The organism is Comamonas sp. DB36, assembly GCF_057914905.1.
The window spans coordinates 1,975,489-1,995,552 of record NZ_CP196631.1 but is presented as its reverse complement, the minus strand read 5'-3'; the positions used below and the strand labels follow the sequence as shown (position 1 = coordinate 1,995,552).

Genomic DNA, 20,064 nt, shown 5'->3' with positions numbered 1-20,064 from the left:
ATGAAAATCCTAGCTTCCCACGAACACCAGGCGCCCGCCGAGGGCGACGCCAGCCAGGTGGCGCTGGCCAACGATGCCGATGCGCTGGCGCTGCCGCTTGAAGGCGTGACGCGCATCGACCTGCACTTTCCGCAGTTCACCGACGGCCGCGCGTTCAGCCAGGCCTACCTGCTGCGCCGCCGCCGCGGCTTCACGGGCGATCTGCGCGCCACCGGCGATGTGCTGATCGACCAGCTGGTGCAGATGCAGCGCACCGGTTTCAGCAGCGCCGTGCTGCGCGCCGACGTCGATGCGTCGGCCGCCCAGCGCCAGTTCGAACGCTTTGCGCGCTTCTACCAGGGCGATGCGGTGCACACCGCGCCCATCTTCGCGTCGCAGGAGGACTGATGTCCGGCATCACCAGCTCACTGCTGCCCGCGTCCGGCTCCGGCGCAGGCCAGACCCGCCAGGCCGTGCGCAGCAACGCGCGGCCCAGCAGCGATTTCGCGGCCAAGCTCGCCCAGACCGAGCAGCTGCTGCGCCAGGCTGCGGCCCATGGCGGGCGCCACGGCGACGTGACCCAGGCGTCCAGCCTGGGCGCCGAAGACGTGGTCATCACCCATCTGATCAACGCGCTGGCGCTCGACATCCCGGTGTTCGTGCTCGACACCGGCGCGCTGCACACCGAGACGCTGGCGCTGCTGGAACGCACCGAAGCGACGTCGCGTGCCGATATCGAGGTCTATCGCCCGCGCCACGAACAGGTGATCCAGTTCGTGCGCACCCAGGGACAGGACGCGATGTACCGCAGCCTCGAATTGCGCAAGCAATGCTGCGGCATACGCAAGATGGAGCCGCTGGCGCGCGCGCTGGCCGGCCGCACCGGCTGGATCACGGGCCTGCGCCGCGAGCAGTCAAATGCGCGCGCCGATGTGCCCGCGATCGACACCAGCGAAGTAGAGACCAAGGGCTTGACCAAGTTCAACCCGCTGGCCGACTGGACCTGGGGCGATGTGTGGCATTACATCGCGCTCAATGACGTCGACTACAACCCCTTGCACGACCAGTTCTACCCCTCGGTCGGCTGCGCGCCCTGCACCCGTGCCATCAGCCTGGGCGAAGACTTCCGCGCCGGCCGCTGGTGGTGGGAGGACGAGACCGCCAAGGAATGCGGCCTGCACGTCAAGGCCTCTTGAAGTCCTGCCCTCTCCCGATATTGCCCCCAAGGTTTTGCATGAACGCTCCCATCGCTCCCCATGTGCTGACCCAGCTCAGCAACCACCATCTCGACGCCCTGGAAGAAGAAACCATCTTCATCCTGCGCGAAGTGGCCGCCACTTTCGAGCGCCCGACGCTGCTGTTTTCCGGCGGCAAGGATTCGCTGGTGATGCTGCGCTGCGCCGAAAAGGCGTTCGGCGCCGGCCGCCTGCCCTATCCGCTGCTGATGATAGATACCGGCCACAACTTCCCTGAAGTCACGGCCTTTCGCGACCAGCGCGCCAAGGAACTGGGCGCCGAGCTGATCGTGCGCAATGTCGAGGACTCGATGGCGCGCGGCACCGTGCGCCTGGCCCATCCCGGCGAATCGCGCAACGTGCACCAGTCGGTGACGCTGCTCGAAGCCATAGAGGAATTCCGCTTCGACGCGCTGATCGGCGGCGCGCGCCGCGATGAGGAGAAGGCCCGCGCCAAGGAGCGCATCTTCTCGCACCGCGACAGCTTCGGCCAGTGGCAGCCCAAGGCCCAGCGCCCCGAGCTGTGGACGCTGTTCAACACCCGCATCGCGCCGGGCGAGCATTTCCGCGTGTTCCCGATCAGCAACTGGACCGAGCTTGACGTCTGGCAATACATAGAACGCGAGCAGATCGCCCTGCCTTCGATCTACTACACGCACCAGCGTGAAGTGGTGGAGCGCCGCGGTCTGCTGGTGCCCGTGACGGAGCTGACCCCGCCACGCGAAGGCGAGGAAGTCGTGCTGCGTGACGTGCGTTTTCGCACCGTGGGCGACATCACCTGCACCTGCCCGGTGGAAAGCACGGCCGCCAGCGCCGCCGACATCGTGATTGAAACCCTGGCCGCCGACGTCAGCGAACGCGGCGCCACGCGCATGGACGACAAGACCAGCGACGCATCCATGGAAAAGCGCAAGAAGGAAGGTTACTTCTAATGACAAGCACTGCATTCACTTCCCCGGCCGAAGGCACAGCCTCGGCGCTGCGCTTCATCACCTGCGGCTCCGTCGATGACGGCAAGAGCACGCTGATCGGCCGTCTGCTGGTCGACAGCAAGTCGGTGCTGCAGGACCAGCTCGCGGGCGTTCAGCGCAGCGGCGAGACCGATCTCGCGCTGCTGACCGACGGCCTGTCGGCCGAGCGCGAGCAAGGCATCACCATCGACGTCGCCTACCGCTACTTCGCCACGCCCACACGCAAGTTCATCATCGGCGACGCTCCCGGCCACGAGCAGTACACGCGCAACATGGTCACGGCCGCGAGCAGCGCCGACGCCGCCGTGGTGCTGGTCGATGCAACCAAGCTCGACTGGCGCTCGCCCGATCTGGCGCTGCTGCCCCAGACCCGCCGCCACAGCCTGCTGGTGCATCTGCTGCGCGTGCCTTCGCTGGTGTTCGCGGTCAACAAGCTCGACGCCGTCGCCGAGCCCGAACTGGCCTTTGTCCATATCAAGGCAGCGCTCGAACGTTTTGCCGCGGCGGCCGGCATTCGCGTTGCCGCCACGGTGCCGGTCTCGGCGCTCAAGGGCTGGAATGTGGTTACCTCGCATGAAGGCTGGTGCGGCTACAGCGGCCCCAGCCTGCTGCAATGGCTCGAAGGCCTGCCCAGCACGCCCGCCGATACCGCGCTGCCCACGGCCTTGCCGGTGCAATGGGTGGAGAAATTCTCCGCGTCGGCCGATACCTCGCAGGGTCGGCGCGTGTTCTGGGGCCGTCTGGGCGCGGGCCAGCTGCAGGCCGGCCAGAGCGTGCAGATCTTCCCCAGCGGCCAGACCGCCGTCGTCGCCCAGGTGCTCGACCACGCGCGCCGCCCCGGCGACGTGAGCGCCGGCCACAGCGCTGGCGTGGTGCTGGACCGCGAAGTCGATGTCTCGCGCGGCGACTGGATCCTGGCCGCCAGCACGGCAGCGCCCGTGGCCGACGATGATTTCGACGCCGAGGAGGCCGCGCCCGTGGGCCGGCGCGATCTCACGGCCACCGTCGCCTGGATGGACGACGAACCGCTGGTGCCCGGGCGCGTGTATCTTGCGCTGCACGGCCACCGCTGGGTCAAGGCCAAGGTGCGCCGCGTGGTGCATCATCTCGACATCCATACGCTGGCCGAAGAGCCCGCCGCCAACCTGCAGGCCAATGCCATTGGCGTGGTCGAACTCGCGCTGCAGGAACCGCTGCCGCTGCGTCCGTTCACCGAAGCGCGTATCCAGGGTGCGCTGATTCTGGTCGATACTGCCAGCCACAAGACCGCCGCTGCAGCCCTTGCGCATTGAGTTCGCGCCGCGCGCCGGGGGTGATAACCCCGGCGCGGCGCCCTCCTCGATACACACTGCGCCCACGAATCGGCCCAGTGAAATAAAATCAGCTCAGTACTGACCCTATAACTCCAAAGTTCCTCATGACTCACGTCGTTTCCGAAAACTGCATCCAGTGCAAATACACCGACTGCGTGGACGTATGCCCCGTGGACTGCTTCCGCGAAGGCCCGAACATGCTGGTCATCGACCCGGATGAATGCATTGACTGCGCAGTTTGCATCCCCGAGTGCCCGGCCAACGCCATCTTTGCCGAAGAAGACGTGCCGCCCGATCAGCTGGCATTCATCAAGCTCAACGCCGAGCTGTCGCTGGCCGCGGGCTGGAAGAGCATCACCAAGCGCAAGAACGCGCTGCCCGACGCCGACGAATTCAACGGCCAGCCCGGCAAGATTGCCGCGCTGCAGCGCTGATCGGTTGATGCACCCCTGATGACAGACCGCGCCCTGCCCCCCGCTTCCCACGATCCCATTGACACCGATGCGGTGGTGATAGGCGCCGGTCCGGCCGGCCTGTTCCAGGCCTTCCAGCTGGGCCTGCAAGGCCTGGGCGTGCATATCATCGACGCCCTGCCCCATGCGGGCGGCCAGTGCGCCGAGCTGTACGGCGACAAGCCCATCTATGACGTTCCGGGCATTCCGGTCTGCACGGGCCGCGAACTCGTGGCCCTGCTGCTCAAGCAGCTCGCGCCCATCCAGCCGCAATGGCATCTGGCCGCCCAGGTGCAGGCGCTTGAAACCCTGGCCGACGGCCGTTTCCTGCTGAGCACCACATCGGGTGCCCAGCTGCGCGCGCGCTGCGTGTTCATTGCCGCGGGCGTGGGCGCGTTTGTGCCGCGCATGCTCAAGATTGCCGGCATCGAGGCGCATCTCGGTCGCCAGCTGCACTACCACCCGGCCGATGTCGAAGTTGCCGCCGGCCAGAAGATCGTGGTCCATGGCGGCGACGAAGATGCGGTGGCCGCGGCGCTGCGCTGCGCCGAGATCCATCCGGAGGCGCATGTCACGCTGCTGCATCGCCGCGATGTCTTCAATGCCGCGCCCGATCTGCTGGCCCGCCTGCAGGCGCTGCGCGACAGCGGGCGCATCACCGTCATCGCGGCGCAGATCAATGGCATGGAAGAGCAGAACGGCAGCCTCGCCGCGCTGCAGCTCACCGACCCGCAGGGCGCGGCGCAGCGCCTGGCGCTGGACCAGCTCTGGGTCTATCTGGGCATTTCACCGCGCCTGGGGCCCATCTCCGACTGGGGTCTGGCGATGGAGCGCAAGCAATTGCTGGTCGATGCCGCAACGTTCTCTACCAGCCAACCCGGCATCTATGCCGTGGGCGACATCAACCACTACGCGGGCAAGCGCCGGCTGATCCTCTGCGCCTTCCATGAAGCCACGCTGGCCGCGTTTGCCGCGGCCGAGCTGCTCAGCGGCGCCAAGGTCTTGCTGCAATACACGACCACCAGCGCGCGGCTGCACGCCATCCTGGGCGTGGAACATCCGGCCAGCGAATAGCGCGCCCGCGCCTGCTCAGCGCTCGACCACAAAACTCACCACCGTGGTCGCGCTGCCGCCGATGTTGAGCGTGGCACAGCGGCGCGCGCCCTCGATCTGACAGGCTCCGGCCCGGCCCGTGACCTGGCGCGCCGTGTCCAGCACCATGCGCACTCCCGTCGCGCCCACGGGGTGGCCCAGGCCTATCAGGCCGCCGCTGGCATTGATCGGCAGCCGCCCGCCCGCGGCAATCGTGCCGTCCTCGATGGCGCGCCAGCTTTGCCCCGGCGCCGTGATGCCGAAATGATCTATGGCCATGTATTCGGTGGTGGTGAAGCAGTCGTGGGTTTCTATGCCGTCGAGCTGGAAAACATCGGCGACGCCGGCGCGCCGCAAAGCATCCTGGATGGCAGCGCGCACATGCGGGAACACATAGGACGACTGGACGCTGGCGCGCAGCTTGGCATCGAGCTTCAGGTGCGCCGTGCTGTGCCCCCAGCCGGTGAGACGCGCAATCGAATCCAGCGAACGGTTGTGGCGCGCGGCCCAGGCGCCGGCAAAGCGCTCGTTCGCCAGCACCACGGCCGCCGCGCCGTCGGTGACCTGCCCGCAGTCCTGGCGCCGAATCATGCCTTCGATCACCGGGTTGGCGACGTCGTCGGCCAGGAAGCTGCGCGGACCGTATTCCCAATCGCGCGTCTGGGCGTTGGGATTGCGCCGCGCATTCTCGATGTTGATCTGCGCGATGCGCCCCAGGTGTTCGTACTTGAGCCCATAGCGGCGCGCATATTCCTGGCCCACCAGGTCGAACATGTGAGGCCAGGCGTATTTCGCGTCCTGCGCTTCCTCGCCCACCCAGGTCGCAGCGCCCAGATGCTGGGCAGCGAGCGCGCCGGGAACATTGCGCTCGAGCTCGACACCGGCAACGATCACGCAGTCATAGCGACTGGCCTCGAGCTCGGCCGTGGCCGCAAGCATGGCAATGCTGCCCGATGCGCAGGCCGCTTCGTGCCGGCCCGCGGGCATGCCGTAGAACGCCGGATCGATGGCGGCAAACATGCCGCCGAGCTGGCCCTGGCCGGCAAACAGCTCGCCGACGAAATTGCCCACATGCCCGGCCTGGACCTCGCTGGCATCCACGCCCGCGTCCTGCAGGGCCCCCTGCACCGCGGACTGCAGCAGCTCGAACAGGCCTTGCCCCTGGCGGGCGGCATTGAGCGCGAAGTCGGTCTGCGCGCCGCCGAGGATATAGATGGGGTTGTGTCGCATGGCTGGTCCTTGGTTTAGCGTGGCAGGAGGCGGGCGGCGGCGGCGGCGCGCGCGGCTTCGCGCAGCGGGGCCTTCACCAGCTTGCCATTGAGGTTGCGCGGCAGCGGCGTCGCGCTGACGGTGATGAAGTCGGGCGTCTTGTAGTCCGCCAGCTGGCTGCGGCACAGCTGGCGCACGCTGTCCGCATCGATGGCGCCCTGCGCATGCAGGAAGACATGGATGCGCTCGCCCAACACCTCGCAGGGGCTGGCAACGGCGGCGACTTCCACCACCCCTTCATGGCGCTGGATGCAGTTCTCGAGCTCCACGCAATAGACCTTGTAGCCGCCGCGATTGATCATGTCCTTGATGCGATCGAAAACGCGCAGGTAGCCGCCAGCGTCCACGCTGCCGATATCGCCCGAGCGCCAGTAGCCGGCCACAAAGGCCTTGCGCGTCGCTTCGGGCTGGTCCCAGTAGCCAATGGCATTGCCGGGACTGCGTATCCACAGCTCGCCCGCGGCACCGGGCGGCACTTCATGGCCGTCGGCATCGAGCACGCGGATGTCGACGCAAGGCATCAGCGTCCCGACGGAGTCCGGAAAGCGCGCGGCGTCGCCGCGCTCGGTCAGGGCCACGGCCGACGTGGTTTCGGTCGCGCCAAAGCCGTTGTACAGCGCCAGCCCCGGAAGCACCCGGGCAAGCCGCTCGATGCTGACCTCGGGCATGGCCGCGCCGCCAAAATGCCCTATGCGCCAGGCCGAGAGATCGCGGCTCGCGATCTCCGGCTGCAGCAGGCACAGGTTGTACATTGCCGGCACCATGACCGTGGCCGTGATGCGCCTGGCCTCCATTTCGGCCAGCACCTTTTCGGCATTGAAATGCCGCAGGCACACTAGACAGCCGCCCGCCTGCAGCGTCACGACCACCGCGGCCAGCAGGCCCGAAATATGGCTGGCGGGAATCACCAGCAGCATGCGGTCGTCGGCGCGATAGCCAAAGCGGTGCACGTAATGCCGCGCCGTGTGAAAGAAGGCCAGATGCGACAGCACCGCGCCCTTGGGGTGGCCGGTCGTGCCCGAGGTGTACATGATGCAGGCCGCGGACTGATCGCTGAAGTCGGCGGCCAGCGCCTGGACACCGGGCGCGCGCGCCAGGCTTTCGTAGGGCAGGCTCGCGGCCGCTGCGGCCTGCGCCCGCGCATCGGCCTGCCCGCGGTCGTGGCAGTCCACCTTCCAGCGCAGGCCCGGGGTGCTTGCCGGCGCAGGCAGGCGTTCGGCCAGCGTGCTCTCGAACACCAGGCCGCTGGCACCGCACTGGTTGAGCATGTACGCCAGCTCGGCCGCGCTTTGCCGGGTGCCTACGGGCACGGCAATGGCCCCAAGCCGCCAGATGGCCAGCAGCGTGAGGACGAATTCCAGCCGGTTTTCCAGCAGCAGCGCGACCCGGTCCGACCGGGCCGTGCCCAGCGCCGCCAGGCCGGCGGCCACCAGGCCGACCTCGCGATCCAGCTCGGCATAGCTCAGGCGGCGCTCGCCCTCCTCCAGCGCCTGCGCCTCGGGGCGGCGCTGCACCGTGGCGCGGAACATGGCATCCAGATGGGCAGGCCTGTAGGCATAGCAGGGCACGAGGCGGTCCTGGTAGAGCGCCTCGATGCGCGTGGCATGGTCATCAGTGAAAGAGGACTCGGTCATGGCAATGTGAAAAAAGGGAGGATTTGGGGCTGCGTTCAGTGACGCGCGTTTAGCGACGCGCGTTTAGCGACGCGCGTTAGTGACGCGCGTTCAGCGACGCGCGTCAGCGCCGCGCGGGCTCGCGCATGCGCACCGCGCCGTCGAGCCGCACCACGCTGCCGTTCATCATGGCGTTCTCTATCAGTGCCTTGGCCATGTGCGCGAACTCCTGCGGGCGTCCGGGCCGCCGGGGAAACGGCACGTCGTCGATCAGGGTGCGGCGCGTATGGTCGGGCACCACCTCGTACATGCCGGTCTCGAACGTGCCCGGCGCGATCGCCACCACGCGTATGCCGTAGCGTGCGAGTTCGCGCGCCAGGGGCAGCGTCATGCTGGCCACGCCGGCCTTCGAGGCGCCATAGGCGGCTTGCGCCGACAAGGCCTCATAGGCGGCGACGGACGCGGTGTTGACGATCACGCCGCGATCCTCGTCGTCATGCACCGCGCCGGCCTGGCTCAGGCCCTGGGCAAACAGGCGTATGGTATTGAACGTGCCCACCAGATTGATGGCGATCACGCGCCGGAAGGCATCCATGGACCGGGGCAGCACCCGCCCCGTCGCCTTGTCTCGGGTGAAGACCCGCGCGGGCCCGAGCACGCCCGCGCAGTTGATCAGGATGTTGGGCGTTCCCAGCAGGCGCCGGGTGCTGGCAAAGGCCTGCTCCATGTCGTGCGCACTGGCCACATCGCCGCTCAGCGGCAGCAGGCCCGGGCCAGCGCCCGCGTCGCCGGGCGCCGCCGGCGCCAGATCGATGGCGGCAACGCTGCAGCCTTGCGCCCGCAGCATCTCCACGCAGGCCAGTCCCAGGCCAGAGGCGGCGCCGGTGACCACCGCAATGCTTCCGTGCAGTTTCATAGAACCCTCATCTGCGCTACACGCGCGCCGGCATGCGCAGCGCGCCGTCCAGGCGCACCACCTCGCCGTTGAGCATGGGATTGGCCAGTATCGCCATGACCAGCTGCGCAAATTCGTGCGGCTGGCCGGGGCGCTGGGGATAGGGCGGCACGGCCGCGAAAACGACGTCCCGCGATGCGGCCGAAAGCCCCATCGTCATCGGCGTCTCGAACACGCCGGGCGCAATGCCCATGACGCGTATGCCGTATTCACCGAGCTCGCGCGCCAGCGGCAGCACCATGCCGGCCACGCCGCCCTTGGAGGCTGCATAAGCGGCCTGCCCCATCTGCCCGTCGAAAGCGGCAATCGAGGCGGTGTTGATGATCACGCCGGCCTCGCCCCCGGCCTGCGCCGGCAATGCGCCCTGTTCTATCATCTGCGGCACTGCGCAGCGTATGCAGTTGAGCGTGCCCAGCAGATTCACGGCAATCACCTGCTCGAACCTGCTCAGCGGCATGGCCTGGCCCTGCCGGACAACGCTGCCCGGGTCGGCAATGCCGGCGCAGTTCACCAGGATGGAGACCGGGCCGACCTCGTCCCGGATGCGTTCGAAGAGCTGTTCGGTTTCCAGGTCCTGGGTGATGTCGCACACATAGCCCCGCAGGCCCGGGGTGTCGGCGGCCGCCGCCACTGCGTGCGCATCGCGGTCCAGCAGCACCACGCGCGCGCCCGCTGCCTGCAGCGCGCTCGCGCTTGCCCGGCCCAGGCCAGAGCCGCCTCCGGTCACGACCGCAATCCGGCCATGCAGCTCGATCACCGCGGACGCTCCATCTTGCAGGGCGAAGGCAGCTGCGTGTCGTCGCCGGCAACCTTGGCCACGGTCTTCCATCCCATGCCCAGGCCTTCGGCGTCATATTTGACGCCCTTGACCAGCTGGTTGATGTAGATCGGGTGGCTGGCCTGGTGGTCCTGGGCGCGCATCTTGATCCTGCCGAACGGCGAGTCATGCTCCATGCCTTCGAGTGCCGTGGCGATCTTGACCAGATCCTGGGTGTTGCCGGTCTTCTCTATGGCCTTGGCCAGCATGTCCATCTGCACCAGGATGGAGGTGTAGTAGAGGTCTTCGCCGAACCTGGCCTTGAAGTCGCGCTGGTATTTCTCCAGCTCGGGCTGGCGGTCTTCCACCGGAACGTTCGGGTGCCAGGACGCAATCTGGAAAACGGTGTTCTCGCCGGCAGCGCCAATCGAGGTCGGCACGCCGAACAGCCCGCCGTAGTAGGTGATGTATTTGGCGTTAAGCCCCGACTCCTTGCTGGCGCGCACCATCAGCGCCAGGTCATTGCCCCAGTTGCCGGTGAGCACCGTGTCGGCGCCCGACTGCTTGATCTTCAGCACATAGGGCGAGAAGTCCTTGATCTTGCCGAACGGGTGGAATTCGTCGCCCACGAACTGGATGTCGGGACGCACCTTGCCGATCAGCGCCTTGGCATCCGCACTGACCTCGTGGCCGAAGCTGTAGTCCTGGTTGATCAGATAGATCTTCTTGATCTCAGGCGACCTGGCCACATGGTCGGCCACGGCGCGCATCTTCATCTTCTGGTGGGCTTCGAAACGGAAGAACCAGAAGCTGCATTTGGACTCGGTCAGATCGGGCAAGGCCGAGCCGTAGTTGAGAAAGAGCACGCGCGCCGCGGGGTTGCGCTGGTTGTGCTTTTCCACGGCCGTCAGCAGCGCGCCTGCAATGCCCGAGTTGCCGGCCTGCACCATGAAGTTGATCTTCTGGTCGATGGTGCTGGTGAGCATTGCCACGGCCTTGTTCGAGTCGCCGGCATTGTCCATCTGCACCACTTCGAGCTTGCGGCCGAGCACGCCGCCGCGCTCGTTGATCAAATGCACAGCATACTGCATGGTCTTTGCCACGGTCGTTCCGGTCGACGCCGTGGGACCGGAAAATGTGTCGATGTGGGCAATCCGGATGGGCTGTCCGGGCTGCGCCAGCGACCAGGCCGCGCCGGTGGCGAAGACGGCGGCAACGCATGTTGAACGAAAGATTCCCATGAACTTGTCTCCAGTTGCTCACCCGCCTTGCGCAGGTTGTTTATGATGGATAAACCAATAGTTACTCTGCGGTAACTTGATGTGAATCTTATGAGTCGCCCTGTCCAGGGTCAACCACGAAATTGACACATCGGCGACATCGCCGGTATCTCCATAGACATGACAAAGCAAACCCAAGTGCCCGCCAAACCAGCGCGCTGGAACAATGCCCTGGCCCAGGCGCCCGATCCGCGCGAGATCCGCAAGCGTGCGCTGATCGTCGCGGCCGGCCGCGTCTTCGGCACCAAGGGTTTTCACAACACCACGCTGGACGACATTGCCAGCGCCCTGTCGGTGACCAAGCCCGCGCTCTACCGCTATGTGGAGAACAAGCACCAGATCCTGTTCGAATGCCATCAGATGGCCGTGGCGATGGCCGAGGAAGCCCTGGCCCAGGCCATGCAGGGCAGCGCCGCGCCGCTGCAGCAGCTCCATGCCTTCGTTGCGCTGTACATCCGCAAGATCACCAGCGAGCTGGGCACCTGCGTGGTGCTGACCGAGTACTACTCGATGACGCCGGAGCACACTGCGCTAATCCAGCGCCGGCGGCGTGTCATCGATACCGCGTTGCGCATGCTGGTCACGCAAGCCGTCGACCAGCGTCTGATCGCGCCCTGCGATGCCAAGCTGGCGGTGTTCTTCCTGATGGGGGCGATCAACAACATCAACCGCTGGTTCACCGAAGGCGGTGCCCAGTCGGGCGAACAGATCGCCCAGGCCTTTGCCGACCACGCCATTGCCTGCCTTTCGCCCCTGCCCATGGCGCCGGCAAAGTCCTGACGCCAGGCCGGGCACGACCGCAGGCCCGGCCTCGCAGTACTAGCCCGCAGCCCGCTCCACGCGGTTGCGGCCGCCATTCTTGGCCGCGTACAGCGCCTGGTCCGACTGGCGCACGGTGTACTCGTAGTCCGGGTGGCCGTTGTGCATCGCCACGCCTATGCTCACCGTGACAGGCACGCGGCCGTCGCCGGGCAGTCGGAAAGCCTCCTTCTCGACCTGCGCGCGCAGCCGCTCGGCCAGCGCCAGCGCGCGCTGCAGGTCGATGTCCACCAGCAGCAGCAGAAACTCCTCGCCACCCAGACGGAAGGTGTAGTCGCCCGCGCGGCAGGCGCTCGACAGAATGACGGCCAGTTGCTGCAGCACCAGATCGCCGCCTTCGTGGCCGAAGCGGTCGTTGATCTGCTTGAAATGGTCCACGTCCAGCGACAGCAGCGCGAAATTCGCGTGGCGTTCGCGGCAGTAGTCGATCTCGCGGCGCAGCACCACGGGCAGGAACTTGCGGTTGAGCAGCCGCGTGAGCACATCGCGGCCCGCGTCGAGCTCGCGGTTCTGCTCGAACAGCGCATCGAGGTGGAAGGCAATCGTCTGCGTATGCTCATGCAGCGCGCGCAACTGCTGCAGGCGTGTCGGCGCATCGGCATCCTCGTCGAGCGAAGGCAGCAGCCGCTCGTCGATCAAGTCCATGGTCTCGAGAATCAAGCTGGTTTCACTCGTGCCGCGAAACGCATGCGCGCCCTTGTGGCGGAACCACAGGCCGAACTCGGAAGCTCCCATGCGCGGCAGATGCGGCGCCGGCAAGCCCATGGCGAGTTCGAACATCAGGCGGTTCTCCCAGTCGAGCACGGCCGCGCGCTGGCGCTCGCGCTCGGCGCTCATGTCCTGGGCCACCGCATGCAGCCGGTAGGCCTCCTGGGCGCGCGCGCTGCGGTCATGGGAGCGTGAATAGGCCTGGCTCATGATTTCCATGGCGATATCGATCACGGCCTGGCCGTAGGCATAGGCCTGCAGCTGCAGCGCATGGTCGTCGACCAGCGCCTGGTCCAGCAATGCGCCCAGACCGCGCTTGAGGCTGCGCGCGCCGCGCAGCACCAGGTGCACGGGCACATCGATGCGCGCGTGCACTTCGCCGATCTTGATCTGGCGCGCCACGCGCTGCGCGAGCTGCTCCTGCGTGGCCGTGCTGAAAACCTCGGCGACCCATTGGGACATGGAGTGGTGCAGCCGCACCCGCACCTGCTCGTGCGTCAGCAGCGCCGAAGCCGCTTCATCCTTGAGCATTTCGGTGTAAAAATGGCTGGCCAGATTCTTCTGGTGCGTGAAAGCAAGCTGCTCTATGCATTCCCGCGCGGCGGGGGATGCGCAGCCTTGCAGCGCATGCCAATCGTGACTGAGCTGCTCAATGGAAATTTGGGGCATGGGGTAAAACGACTAGGCGACATCCCGTGCGCGTACAGACGGCAGGTCTGTGGCCAGGAAAAAGGAAGGAATCCACGAATGCGGCCTATCTTACCGGCTGGCGCCGCGCTCAAGCCCCTCTGCCCGGCCTTGCACTGGACAAGCGCGCGCCTGACGATAAAGTGAGATAGCTCCTCAACTTTCCCCGCCGCCTGCCGATAACTAGCTTATTTCCCCAGACTGCGCCTATGCAATCCCTCACTATCTCACCGGAAACCGCTGCCTATGCAGCCGATGGGTCGGGCGCCACTGCGCCAGACTTCGACATGCCGGGCGCCGCGGCGTCGAGCGCCGCTGCGTCGGGCAGCAACGCGCCAGGAGCCACGCACCCCGTGCAGGCGCGCAGCTTCACATTCGAGATGCCGCTGTTTCGCCCCGGAGTGCAAGTCCAGGAGGGCGGACGCAACGAAACCGTCAGCCATGTGGTGCTGCGCCGGCGAGAAATGGTGGTCTACCTCGTGGGCCGCGAAGATCCGGTGCGCCCGGACCGGCTGCGACTGCAGCCTTCCAAGTTCACCACCGCACGCCGTGCCGAAGGTCTGAACTGGTTCCTGTGAACGTTCCCGGGCGGCGCATGCCGCCCAGGGGCGCGATTTTCAGCTGCGTTGCGCCATGGCCTCGCCCAGGCGCACGGGGCTGCCTGCCTGCCACAGCACGTTGAACTGCAGCGGCTGCTTGGGAAACAGCAGGACCACGGTCGAGCCCAGCAGGAAGCGGCCCATTTCCTCGCCCTGGCGCAGCAGCGGGCCGTCCTGCCCGTCCTGCCCATACTGCCAGCGCCGGATTTCGGCGCTGCGCGGGGGGTTGACCTGTCCATGCCAGACGGTGGCCATGCTGCCGACGATGGTCGCGCCCACCAGCACCATCACGAACGGCCCGGCAGCGGAATCGAACACGCAGACCACGCGCTCGTTGCGCGCGAACAGGCCGGGCACGCCGCGCGCGGTCACCGGATTGACCGAGAACAGGTCACCGGGCACATAGACCATTTCACGCAGCTTGCCGTCGCAGGGCATGTGGATGCGGTGGTAGTCGCGCGGGCTCAGGTAGATCGTCGCGAAGTGGCCGTCGTCGAACTCGGCGGCGAGCTTGGAATCGCCGCCGACCAGGGCCTGGGTCGAATAATGGTGGCCCTTGGCCTGGAAGATCTGGTCACCTGCGATGGGGCCCAGTTGGCTCACCGCGCCGTCGACCGGGCAGACCCATGGCGCCTGCACCTGAGGACGCACGCCTGCACGCAGGCTGCGCGTGAAAAATGCGTTGAAGGTCTCATAGCTTGCGGGATCGGGGTTCGCGGCCTCGGCCATGTCGACCTTGTAGCGGGCGATGAAACGCTCTATCACCCAGGTGGTCAGCCAGCCGGCCCTGGCATTCGCCAGTCGCCCCATGAGGGCCGTGAGCGCCTGCTTGGGCAACAGATATTGGGGAAGCACGGCAAGGCGATCAGACACAGATTGGTTTCCAGATGATTCAAGGCAAGCTGGGCATTCTAGCGACGCATTCGGGCCATTGCCCATACGGATTGGCCCACCCCTGCGCGCTGGCGCGCACCATCCTTACCGCTTTGCTATCCTGAAGGGCCACTGCACTTTCCGTCCTGCCCGTGCCAGCACCACAGTCTCCTGTCTCGCCCTATCCTTCCAATCGCCCGTCCAAACTTCGCCAGCTGCTGCAGCGCCTGGTGCCCCACTCGGTCGGCATCGACGCCAAGGAAGCCTTGCGCATGGTGGTCGGCGTCATCCTGGGCCTGCTGGTCACCGGCTTTCTGAGCCGCTGGTGGGCGGGCGCAGGCAACGATTCGTGGATGATTGCCTCGCTCAGCGCCAGCGCCGTGCTGCTGTTCGGCATGCCTGCGAGCCCGCTGGCCCAGCCCTGGCCGGTGCTGGGCGGCACCGTGCTCGCGGCGCTGGTGTCCACGCTGTTCCGGGTGCTGGTGCCCGACATTGTGTGGGCCGCGGCGCTGGCCGTGGGCGTGACGCTGGCCGGCATGCTGCTGCTGCGCTGCTTTCACCCGCCGGGCGTGGGCATGGCGGCGTTCGTGGTGCTCGAGCACAGCAACGGCCTGGACCTGCTGGTGTTTCCGGTGCTGTTCAACATCGTGGTGCTGCTGCTTTGCGCCATCGCCTACAACCATGCGACCGGCAAGTCCTATCCGCTGCGCCGCAAGGCCACCAGCGGCCAGCACTTCCAGAAGTCCGACCTCGACACCGCGCTCGAACAATACAACCAGGTGCTGGACATCAGCCGCGCCGACCTTGAAGGCCTGCTGCACCTCGCGGGCCGCGCGGCCTTCCAGCGTACGCTGGGCGATCTGCGCTGCGCCGACATCATGTCGACCCCGCCGCTGGCCGTCGAAGCCGATGTCTCTCTGCGCGAGGCCTGGGCCTTGATGCGGCAAAAGAACATCAAGGCCTTGCCGGTCGTCGACGGCCACCACCAGGTGCAGGGCATGCTGTCGCAGTCCGACTTCATGCGCACCACGGCGCTCGAATCTCCCGAAGGCTGGGGCCAGCGCCTGCGCAAGCTGGTCGCCATCGGTGCCAAAAAGCCACAGACCGTGAACGAGCTGATGAGCGGTCCGGCGCAGACGGCGTCCGCGGACCAGCCCGTAATGGACCTGATTCCGCTGTTTTCCGCGGGCGGCCACCACCATTTGCCCATCGTCGATGCCCAGCAGCGGCTGGTCGGCGTGATCACGCAAACCGATTTGGTACGCGCGCTGGCATCGGCAATCACGCCCACACCCTAGCAGCCGCGCCGCCCACGGGTTACAATCTGGGAGATTCCGTACAGCGCCCCGCCTGTGCGAATGAAGCCGTTTTCCGGCCTTCTGACCGCTGTGCGCCTTGAGCGCAGCGGCTTACACCGCCTGCCATGCACAGTAACTCAGTGGCCCCCACGGGTCGGTGCATGCTGCTGTGCCCTCCGCTCACAGGCGCAGTGACCCAGATTTATATGAGAGATTGAGAATATGGCCAAAGAAGAATTGATTGAAATGCAAGGCTCCGTGACGGAAGTCTTGCCCGACTCGCGCTTTCGCGTGACGCTGGAAAACGGACACCAGTTGATCGCCTATACCGGCGGCAAGATGCGCAAGCATCACATCCGTATCCTGGCTGGCGATAAAGTGTCGCTTGAAATGTCGCCCTACGATCTGACCAAGGGCCGCATCACGTTCCGCCATCTGGCCGGCCGTGGCCCTGGCCCTTCGCCCCGTTAAGAAGGCGTACGGCGCTCCATTTTTGAAATATTTTTGAAAATTCAAAAAAGAGCACCATAAACCCCCTTAGAATTCTTTTTGTCGGAGCGTAGCGCAGCCTGGTAGCGCATCTGCTTTGGGAGCAGAGGGTCGCGAGTTCGAATCCCGCCGCTCCGACCATTATTTCTAAGTTATGACAATGACTTAGGCAAATAGCTGAGGTTCTACACCAACGCAAAATGTCTAACCCTTTCGGGCACTGTCTAACTTTTGAGCCAGACGAAGAAGGCACTGCAAGGATAAAACCTCGCAGTGCCTTTTTTCTTTTCGTCTTAGGCCCCCACCTCACATCATCACCTGTCTCTCCCTTTCGGCATGTTTTGTAAACATTCAACAGGGGCACAATTCCTGCCAAACGCCCCTGCACCGGCCAAAGCTGCGGACGCGTACATGCACAGCTGCCAGCCGACTTAAGGAGCCATAGAAGAGCCGTCTTCAATCACTGCAAGCCGCTTTTCCACCATGCGCATCAAGGCAGGAACATCGATGGGCTTGATGATGAAATGGTCAAAGATGCCATTGCGGCTGACTAGATCCAGGAGAACGGTGTTAGCGGAAATCGCGATCAATAGGGGTGCTTGGCCAGGGTACATGGCTCGCAAAGCGCGGGCGAGCGCTTCGCCGCCGCCTTGAGGCATTTCCATGTCAAGCAGCGCGACATCAGGACGTTCCCGAGACGCGATGTCGAGGGCTTCGGGACCTCCATAGCTCACAACCACAGCTGACTCAGGAAATCGCATTCCGACAACAAGCCCAAGAGCGTCCGCGGAATCCGCGTCGTCATCCGCAATCAATATCATCGTTTTGGTCATAAATTCGCGGGTTTCGCCGTGTGCCTGTATAACTAGGCCGCAAAGAGGATCAACGCCATGCGACTCGCCACATTTTTAGAATCTGCTCACGCCGAAATACTGGACGAGGCAGTCACTTTTGCGCGAACCATCCCCGCTTTGGCGCACACCAGCGAACAGGCTCTGCGCGATCACCTGCCCGAGGTGCTTAAAGCCATTTCAACCGACCTGAGAACCTCTCAAAGTAGGACTGAAGCCATTGCCAAGTCCCATGGAGACGCCCCTCATACGTCATCCCAGACCCCGGCGGAAACGCATGGATTGATGCGTGCACAAGACGGCATCGACATAGAGCAATTGGTTGCAGAGTTCAGAGCCCTACGCTCCAGCATTCTTCGACTATGGACGGACACTCACCCGGCACAGCCGAATGCCATCGAGGACATCATCCGGTTCAATGAGGCGATTGACCAGGCTGTGGCTGAGTCGGTCAAGTTTTACGCCGAGGCGCGTGAGCGATGGCGCGAAATTTTCCTCGGCGTACTTGGGCACGATCTGCGCGGCCCGCTCAACACCATCTCCTTGACGGCGGCTATTTTGCGCCAGCAAGGGATCGCACCTGTGAATCAGACCGCTATGCTTACCCGGGCTGTTGCGCGAATGAAGTCGCTCCTTGACACGTTGCTCGAGTACAGCAGATCCAGCCTAGGCGTGGGCATGGCATTGAAACTTGAACCGGTCGATCTTGCGGTGGCCTGCTCTGATGAACTGGAACTCCAGCGGGCTGCCAATCCTGATTCAAGGATTGACTATGCTACCCAGGGCTCTACCGAGGGAACATTCGATGCGTCATGGGTGCGGGAAGCCCTTGGAAATCTGGTATCCAATGCGATCAAGCATGGGGATAGTAGCGAATCCGTCTGCGTGAGGCTAGAAGGCGATGCAGCTTGCGTCAGGATAGTCGTGGAGAATCAGGGCGAGCTCCCATCCGACGACACTGAAAAGCTGTTCGAACCTCTCCGCCAAGGAAAAAGCGGCTCCGCCAAGTCAGACCACACGCACCTTGGCCTAGGTCTTTTCATTGTGCGACAGGTCGCAAGAGCACATGGCGGCGACGTAACCGGCAATTGCTCGGATCGACGCGTTCGCTTCACCATGGAATTGCCGAAGCATTGAGCACCCCCCGTGTTCAACCACTCTTGCGCCCCTGCAACACGGATGTGTCGCCTACATGCTTTCGTACGGGATTTGACAGTGCTGGAGTAAGCCCACGTAAAACTTCTCGAAAACGTCATGCAAGCATGGCATACCTCCGAAAAGCTGCATAAGAACTGACCACTGAGCGCGCAGTGCCCAAGCCATGTTCAGAGCAAGAAGGAGTTTGCCTATGAAAGCCATTCCTCGATGGTCGCCCAGCATGAGCGTGCGCGACCCTGTACTGGATGCTCAGCACATCGAACTGCTCGAGCTGTGCCGCACGATACAAGACATGGTCCAGAATGGCTGGAACAAGAGCGATCTCTGTCTGCGATGGTTGGAGGAGATTTCTCATCAGCTGCGTGAGCACGACAGACTGGAGGCCAGCAAGCTGGAGGCTGGCGGCACGGAGTTACCGCAACAACTGCGCATCAATCGCGCCATTGCGCAGCAGCAGCTAGAAGAGTTGACCGTCGCCGCACCGTGGCACGACACACCCCATGCAAAATTCCACCAGCTACTGTGCGGTTGGATTCCGTATCACCTGCACTGATGGCGGCAAGTGATTTCTTGTACGTGATGCGACAGCAGTCCCAGCCGCCTTTCACGCCAACGGTGTCAAAACGTCTTGGCTACTTTTTGGATTTGGCCGAAGAGCGTCGAGCGGCTTTGGGAGGACTGGAGGAATCCTCTTCTGCCTTGGCAGGACGTCCTGTCTTGAGCGAAGGCACCGCATGTAGAGCCGTCAGCAGCTGCTTGTCATCCAAACCGGACAGCAGCTTGAGCCCTGCACGCAGCAGCTCGCTCTTCTTGACCACCTCACCCTGCTGAGCAGCCCGCAGCTTCAGCGCATCAATCGCCTCATATTCATCCTTAGGAATGGTGAAACTGTCGCGCACCAGCTTGGCTTTTTTAGGCTTATTGTCGATAGCTGCCGGCGTAGGCGCTACTGCGGGTACGGGTACGGGTACGGGTGCGGGTGCGGGTGCGGCAGTCGGCACTACTGCGGCGCTTGCAGCCTTGGATGCTGCAGGCGCCTTGGGCGTGGAAGTTCTGGGTTTACGAACCGTCATGATGATGATTTCCTAAAAACTGCACATACTATTTATACCGTTTTCTTCCACAGAGCGATAGTTCTTCTATTGCGGAGGCTATGGGGTCTTGATGCCGTGAGATAGCCCCTTGATTCCCCAGCCCCGTCCTGTCGCTTATCTTTAGAGATAGGAATCGGACTGTGCATATGACTCGACATACGGATTCAGTAGAGGTGGTCCGTGACTGAGAAGGCGGCGTTAGTGCGCCGCACATACGAACCAGGCATGAGCGTCTCGCTGGTCGCTCGCCAGGAAGGCGTCTCCGCTGGGCTACTGTTCCAATGGCGCAATCTCGAGCACCAGGGTGCTTTGACCGCTGTCTCCACTGGTGAAGCAGTCGTGCCGGCGTCCGAGCTGGCGGCGGCCCGCGCAGAAATCGCCAAGCTTCAGCGCGTACTCGGCAAGAAAACCCTGGAGAACGAAATTCTCAAAGAAGCCGTAGAGTACGCCGCAGAAAAAAAGTGGCTTGCGCGCTCGCCCTTGTTGCCCGGGGAAGACCAGTGAAGACGGTCTGCTGGACGATGGGATTGCTCTGCGGGCTGCAGACGGGGGTATTGATGGGTTTGAGGCCC

Annotated in this window: 21 protein-coding genes, 1 tRNA gene and 1 pseudogene; 14 read left to right on the top strand and 9 right to left on the bottom strand. The window is 64.5% G+C overall.

The window, feature by feature from the left end:
• From ACSVDO_RS09250 to ACSVDO_RS09225, 6 genes are all read left to right on the top strand, one after another.
• Positions 1 to 387 carry a DUF934 domain-containing protein gene (locus ACSVDO_RS09250; protein ID WP_332538528.1) on the top strand — a complete coding sequence of 129 codons (387 nt, stop codon included), beginning with the start codon at positions 1 to 3 and terminating at the stop codon, positions 385 to 387.
• The gene (locus ACSVDO_RS09245; protein WP_332549312.1) at positions 387 to 1,175 is read left to right on the top strand and encodes a phosphoadenylyl-sulfate reductase; all 789 of its coding nucleotides are present in this window, start codon (positions 387 to 389) and stop codon (positions 1,173 to 1,175) included. Before ACSVDO_RS09250 ends, ACSVDO_RS09245 begins: the two co-directional genes overlap by 1 nt.
• A gap of 38 nt (positions 1,176 to 1,213) precedes the next feature.
• Entirely contained in the window at positions 1,214 to 2,146 is a 933-nt protein-coding gene (gene cysD / locus ACSVDO_RS09240) for a sulfate adenylyltransferase subunit CysD (RefSeq protein ID WP_489596041.1), read from the top strand.
• Positions 2,146 to 3,477, top strand: a complete 1,332-nt coding sequence (locus ACSVDO_RS09235) for a sulfate adenylyltransferase subunit 1 (RefSeq protein WP_332549314.1) — start codon at positions 2,146 to 2,148, stop codon at positions 3,475 to 3,477. The genes cysD and ACSVDO_RS09235 overlap by 1 nt, the downstream gene beginning before the upstream one ends.
• Before the next feature lie 125 nt (positions 3,478 to 3,602).
• On the top strand, positions 3,603 to 3,932 hold the full coding sequence (gene fdxA, locus ACSVDO_RS09230; RefSeq protein WP_332538521.1) for a ferredoxin FdxA: 330 nt from the start codon (positions 3,603 to 3,605) through the stop codon (positions 3,930 to 3,932).
• Positions 3,933 to 3,950: 18 nt separating this feature from the next.
• Entirely contained in the window at positions 3,951 to 5,024 is a 1,074-nt protein-coding gene (locus ACSVDO_RS09225; RefSeq protein ID WP_489596038.1) for an NAD(P)/FAD-dependent oxidoreductase, read from the top strand.
• Between the two features lie 15 nt (positions 5,025 to 5,039).
• On the opposite strand, the gene ACSVDO_RS09220 is transcribed toward ACSVDO_RS09225, so the two are convergent.
• The 5 genes from ACSVDO_RS09220 to ACSVDO_RS09200 form a co-directional block, all read right to left on the bottom strand.
• The gene (locus tag ACSVDO_RS09220; protein WP_489596036.1) at positions 5,040 to 6,272 is read right to left on the bottom strand and encodes an acetyl-CoA acetyltransferase; all 1,233 of its coding nucleotides are present in this window, start codon (positions 6,270 to 6,272) and stop codon (positions 5,040 to 5,042) included.
• A gap of 14 nt (positions 6,273 to 6,286) precedes the next feature.
• Positions 6,287 to 7,945 (bottom strand): class I adenylate-forming enzyme family protein, encoded by a 1,659-nt coding sequence (locus ACSVDO_RS09215; RefSeq protein ID WP_489596035.1) that lies wholly within the window; start codon positions 7,943 to 7,945, stop codon positions 6,287 to 6,289.
• Positions 7,946 to 8,048: 103 nt separating this feature from the next.
• Positions 8,049 to 8,840, bottom strand: coding sequence for an SDR family NAD(P)-dependent oxidoreductase (locus ACSVDO_RS09210; RefSeq protein WP_489596033.1), 792 nt, complete (start codon positions 8,838 to 8,840; stop codon positions 8,049 to 8,051).
• Between the two features lie 16 nt (positions 8,841 to 8,856).
• Complete coding sequence (locus ACSVDO_RS09205) at positions 8,857 to 9,636, bottom strand: SDR family NAD(P)-dependent oxidoreductase (RefSeq protein ID WP_489596032.1); 780 nt, start codon at positions 9,634 to 9,636, stop codon at positions 8,857 to 8,859.
• Positions 9,633 to 10,877 carry a branched-chain amino acid ABC transporter substrate-binding protein gene (locus ACSVDO_RS09200; protein ID WP_489596030.1) on the bottom strand — a complete coding sequence of 415 codons (1,245 nt, stop codon included), beginning with the start codon at positions 10,875 to 10,877 and terminating at the stop codon, positions 9,633 to 9,635. Before ACSVDO_RS09200 ends, ACSVDO_RS09205 begins: the two co-directional genes overlap by 4 nt.
• A gap of 159 nt (positions 10,878 to 11,036) precedes the next feature.
• On the opposite strand from ACSVDO_RS09200, the gene ACSVDO_RS09195 reads away from it, so the two are divergent.
• Complete coding sequence (locus tag ACSVDO_RS09195; RefSeq protein WP_489596028.1) at positions 11,037 to 11,696, top strand: TetR/AcrR family transcriptional regulator; 660 nt, start codon at positions 11,037 to 11,039, stop codon at positions 11,694 to 11,696.
• Between the two features lie 39 nt (positions 11,697 to 11,735).
• Here the strand turns inward: ACSVDO_RS09195 and ACSVDO_RS09190 are convergent, their stop codons facing one another.
• A complete protein-coding gene (locus ACSVDO_RS09190; protein WP_489596026.1) occupies positions 11,736 to 13,112 on the bottom strand; it encodes a GGDEF domain-containing protein in 1,377 nt (458 codons plus the stop codon).
• A gap of 227 nt (positions 13,113 to 13,339) precedes the next feature.
• Between ACSVDO_RS09190 and ACSVDO_RS09185 the strand changes: the two genes are divergently transcribed.
• Entirely contained in the window at positions 13,340 to 13,708 is a 369-nt protein-coding gene (locus tag ACSVDO_RS09185) for a hypothetical protein (protein ID WP_332538510.1), read from the top strand.
• A 39-nt stretch (positions 13,709 to 13,747) separates the two neighbouring features.
• Here ACSVDO_RS09185 and asd read toward each other — a convergent pair whose 3' ends face one another.
• A complete protein-coding gene (gene asd / locus ACSVDO_RS09180; RefSeq protein WP_332538509.1) occupies positions 13,748 to 14,602 on the bottom strand; it encodes an archaetidylserine decarboxylase in 855 nt (284 codons plus the stop codon).
• Between the two features lie 152 nt (positions 14,603 to 14,754).
• On the opposite strand from asd, the gene ACSVDO_RS09175 reads away from it, so the two are divergent.
• The 3 genes from ACSVDO_RS09175 (at position 14,755) to ACSVDO_RS09165 (ending at position 16,530) form a co-directional block, all read left to right on the top strand.
• Positions 14,755 to 15,900, top strand: coding sequence for an HPP family protein (locus ACSVDO_RS09175; RefSeq protein WP_489596024.1), 1,146 nt, complete (start codon positions 14,755 to 14,757; stop codon positions 15,898 to 15,900).
• Positions 15,901 to 16,122: 222 nt separating this feature from the next.
• A complete protein-coding gene (gene infA / locus ACSVDO_RS09170) occupies positions 16,123 to 16,371 on the top strand; it encodes a translation initiation factor IF-1 (protein WP_159918070.1) in 249 nt (82 codons plus the stop codon).
• An 82-nt stretch (positions 16,372 to 16,453) separates the two neighbouring features.
• Positions 16,454 to 16,530, top strand: a tRNA-Pro gene (locus tag ACSVDO_RS09165).
• 290 nt (positions 16,531 to 16,820) lie between these two features.
• Here ACSVDO_RS09165 and ACSVDO_RS09160 read toward each other — a convergent pair.
• Positions 16,821 to 17,222 (bottom strand): response regulator, encoded by a 402-nt coding sequence (locus ACSVDO_RS09160; protein WP_489596022.1) that lies wholly within the window; start codon positions 17,220 to 17,222, stop codon positions 16,821 to 16,823.
• Positions 17,223 to 17,279: 57 nt separating this feature from the next.
• On the opposite strand from ACSVDO_RS09160, the gene ACSVDO_RS09155 reads away from it, so the two are divergent.
• Positions 17,280 to 18,377, top strand: coding sequence for an ATP-binding protein (locus tag ACSVDO_RS09155; protein ID WP_489596020.1), 1,098 nt, complete (start codon positions 17,280 to 17,282; stop codon positions 18,375 to 18,377).
• A gap of 211 nt (positions 18,378 to 18,588) precedes the next feature.
• The gene (locus ACSVDO_RS09150; protein ID WP_489596019.1) at positions 18,589 to 18,951 is read left to right on the top strand and encodes a hypothetical protein; all 363 of its coding nucleotides are present in this window, start codon (positions 18,589 to 18,591) and stop codon (positions 18,949 to 18,951) included.
• A 79-nt stretch (positions 18,952 to 19,030) separates the two neighbouring features.
• On the opposite strand, the gene ACSVDO_RS09145 is transcribed toward ACSVDO_RS09150, so the two are convergent.
• Positions 19,031 to 19,471 carry a hypothetical protein gene (locus ACSVDO_RS09145; protein WP_489596017.1) on the bottom strand — a complete coding sequence of 147 codons (441 nt, stop codon included), beginning with the start codon at positions 19,469 to 19,471 and terminating at the stop codon, positions 19,031 to 19,033.
• Between the two features lie 201 nt (positions 19,472 to 19,672).
• On the opposite strand from ACSVDO_RS09145, the pseudogene ACSVDO_RS09140 reads away from it, so the two are divergent.
• Positions 19,673 to 20,022 (top strand): annotated as a pseudogene (locus ACSVDO_RS09140) (transposase); the annotation flags it as partial.
• Positions 20,023 to 20,064 lie beyond the last annotated feature (42 nt).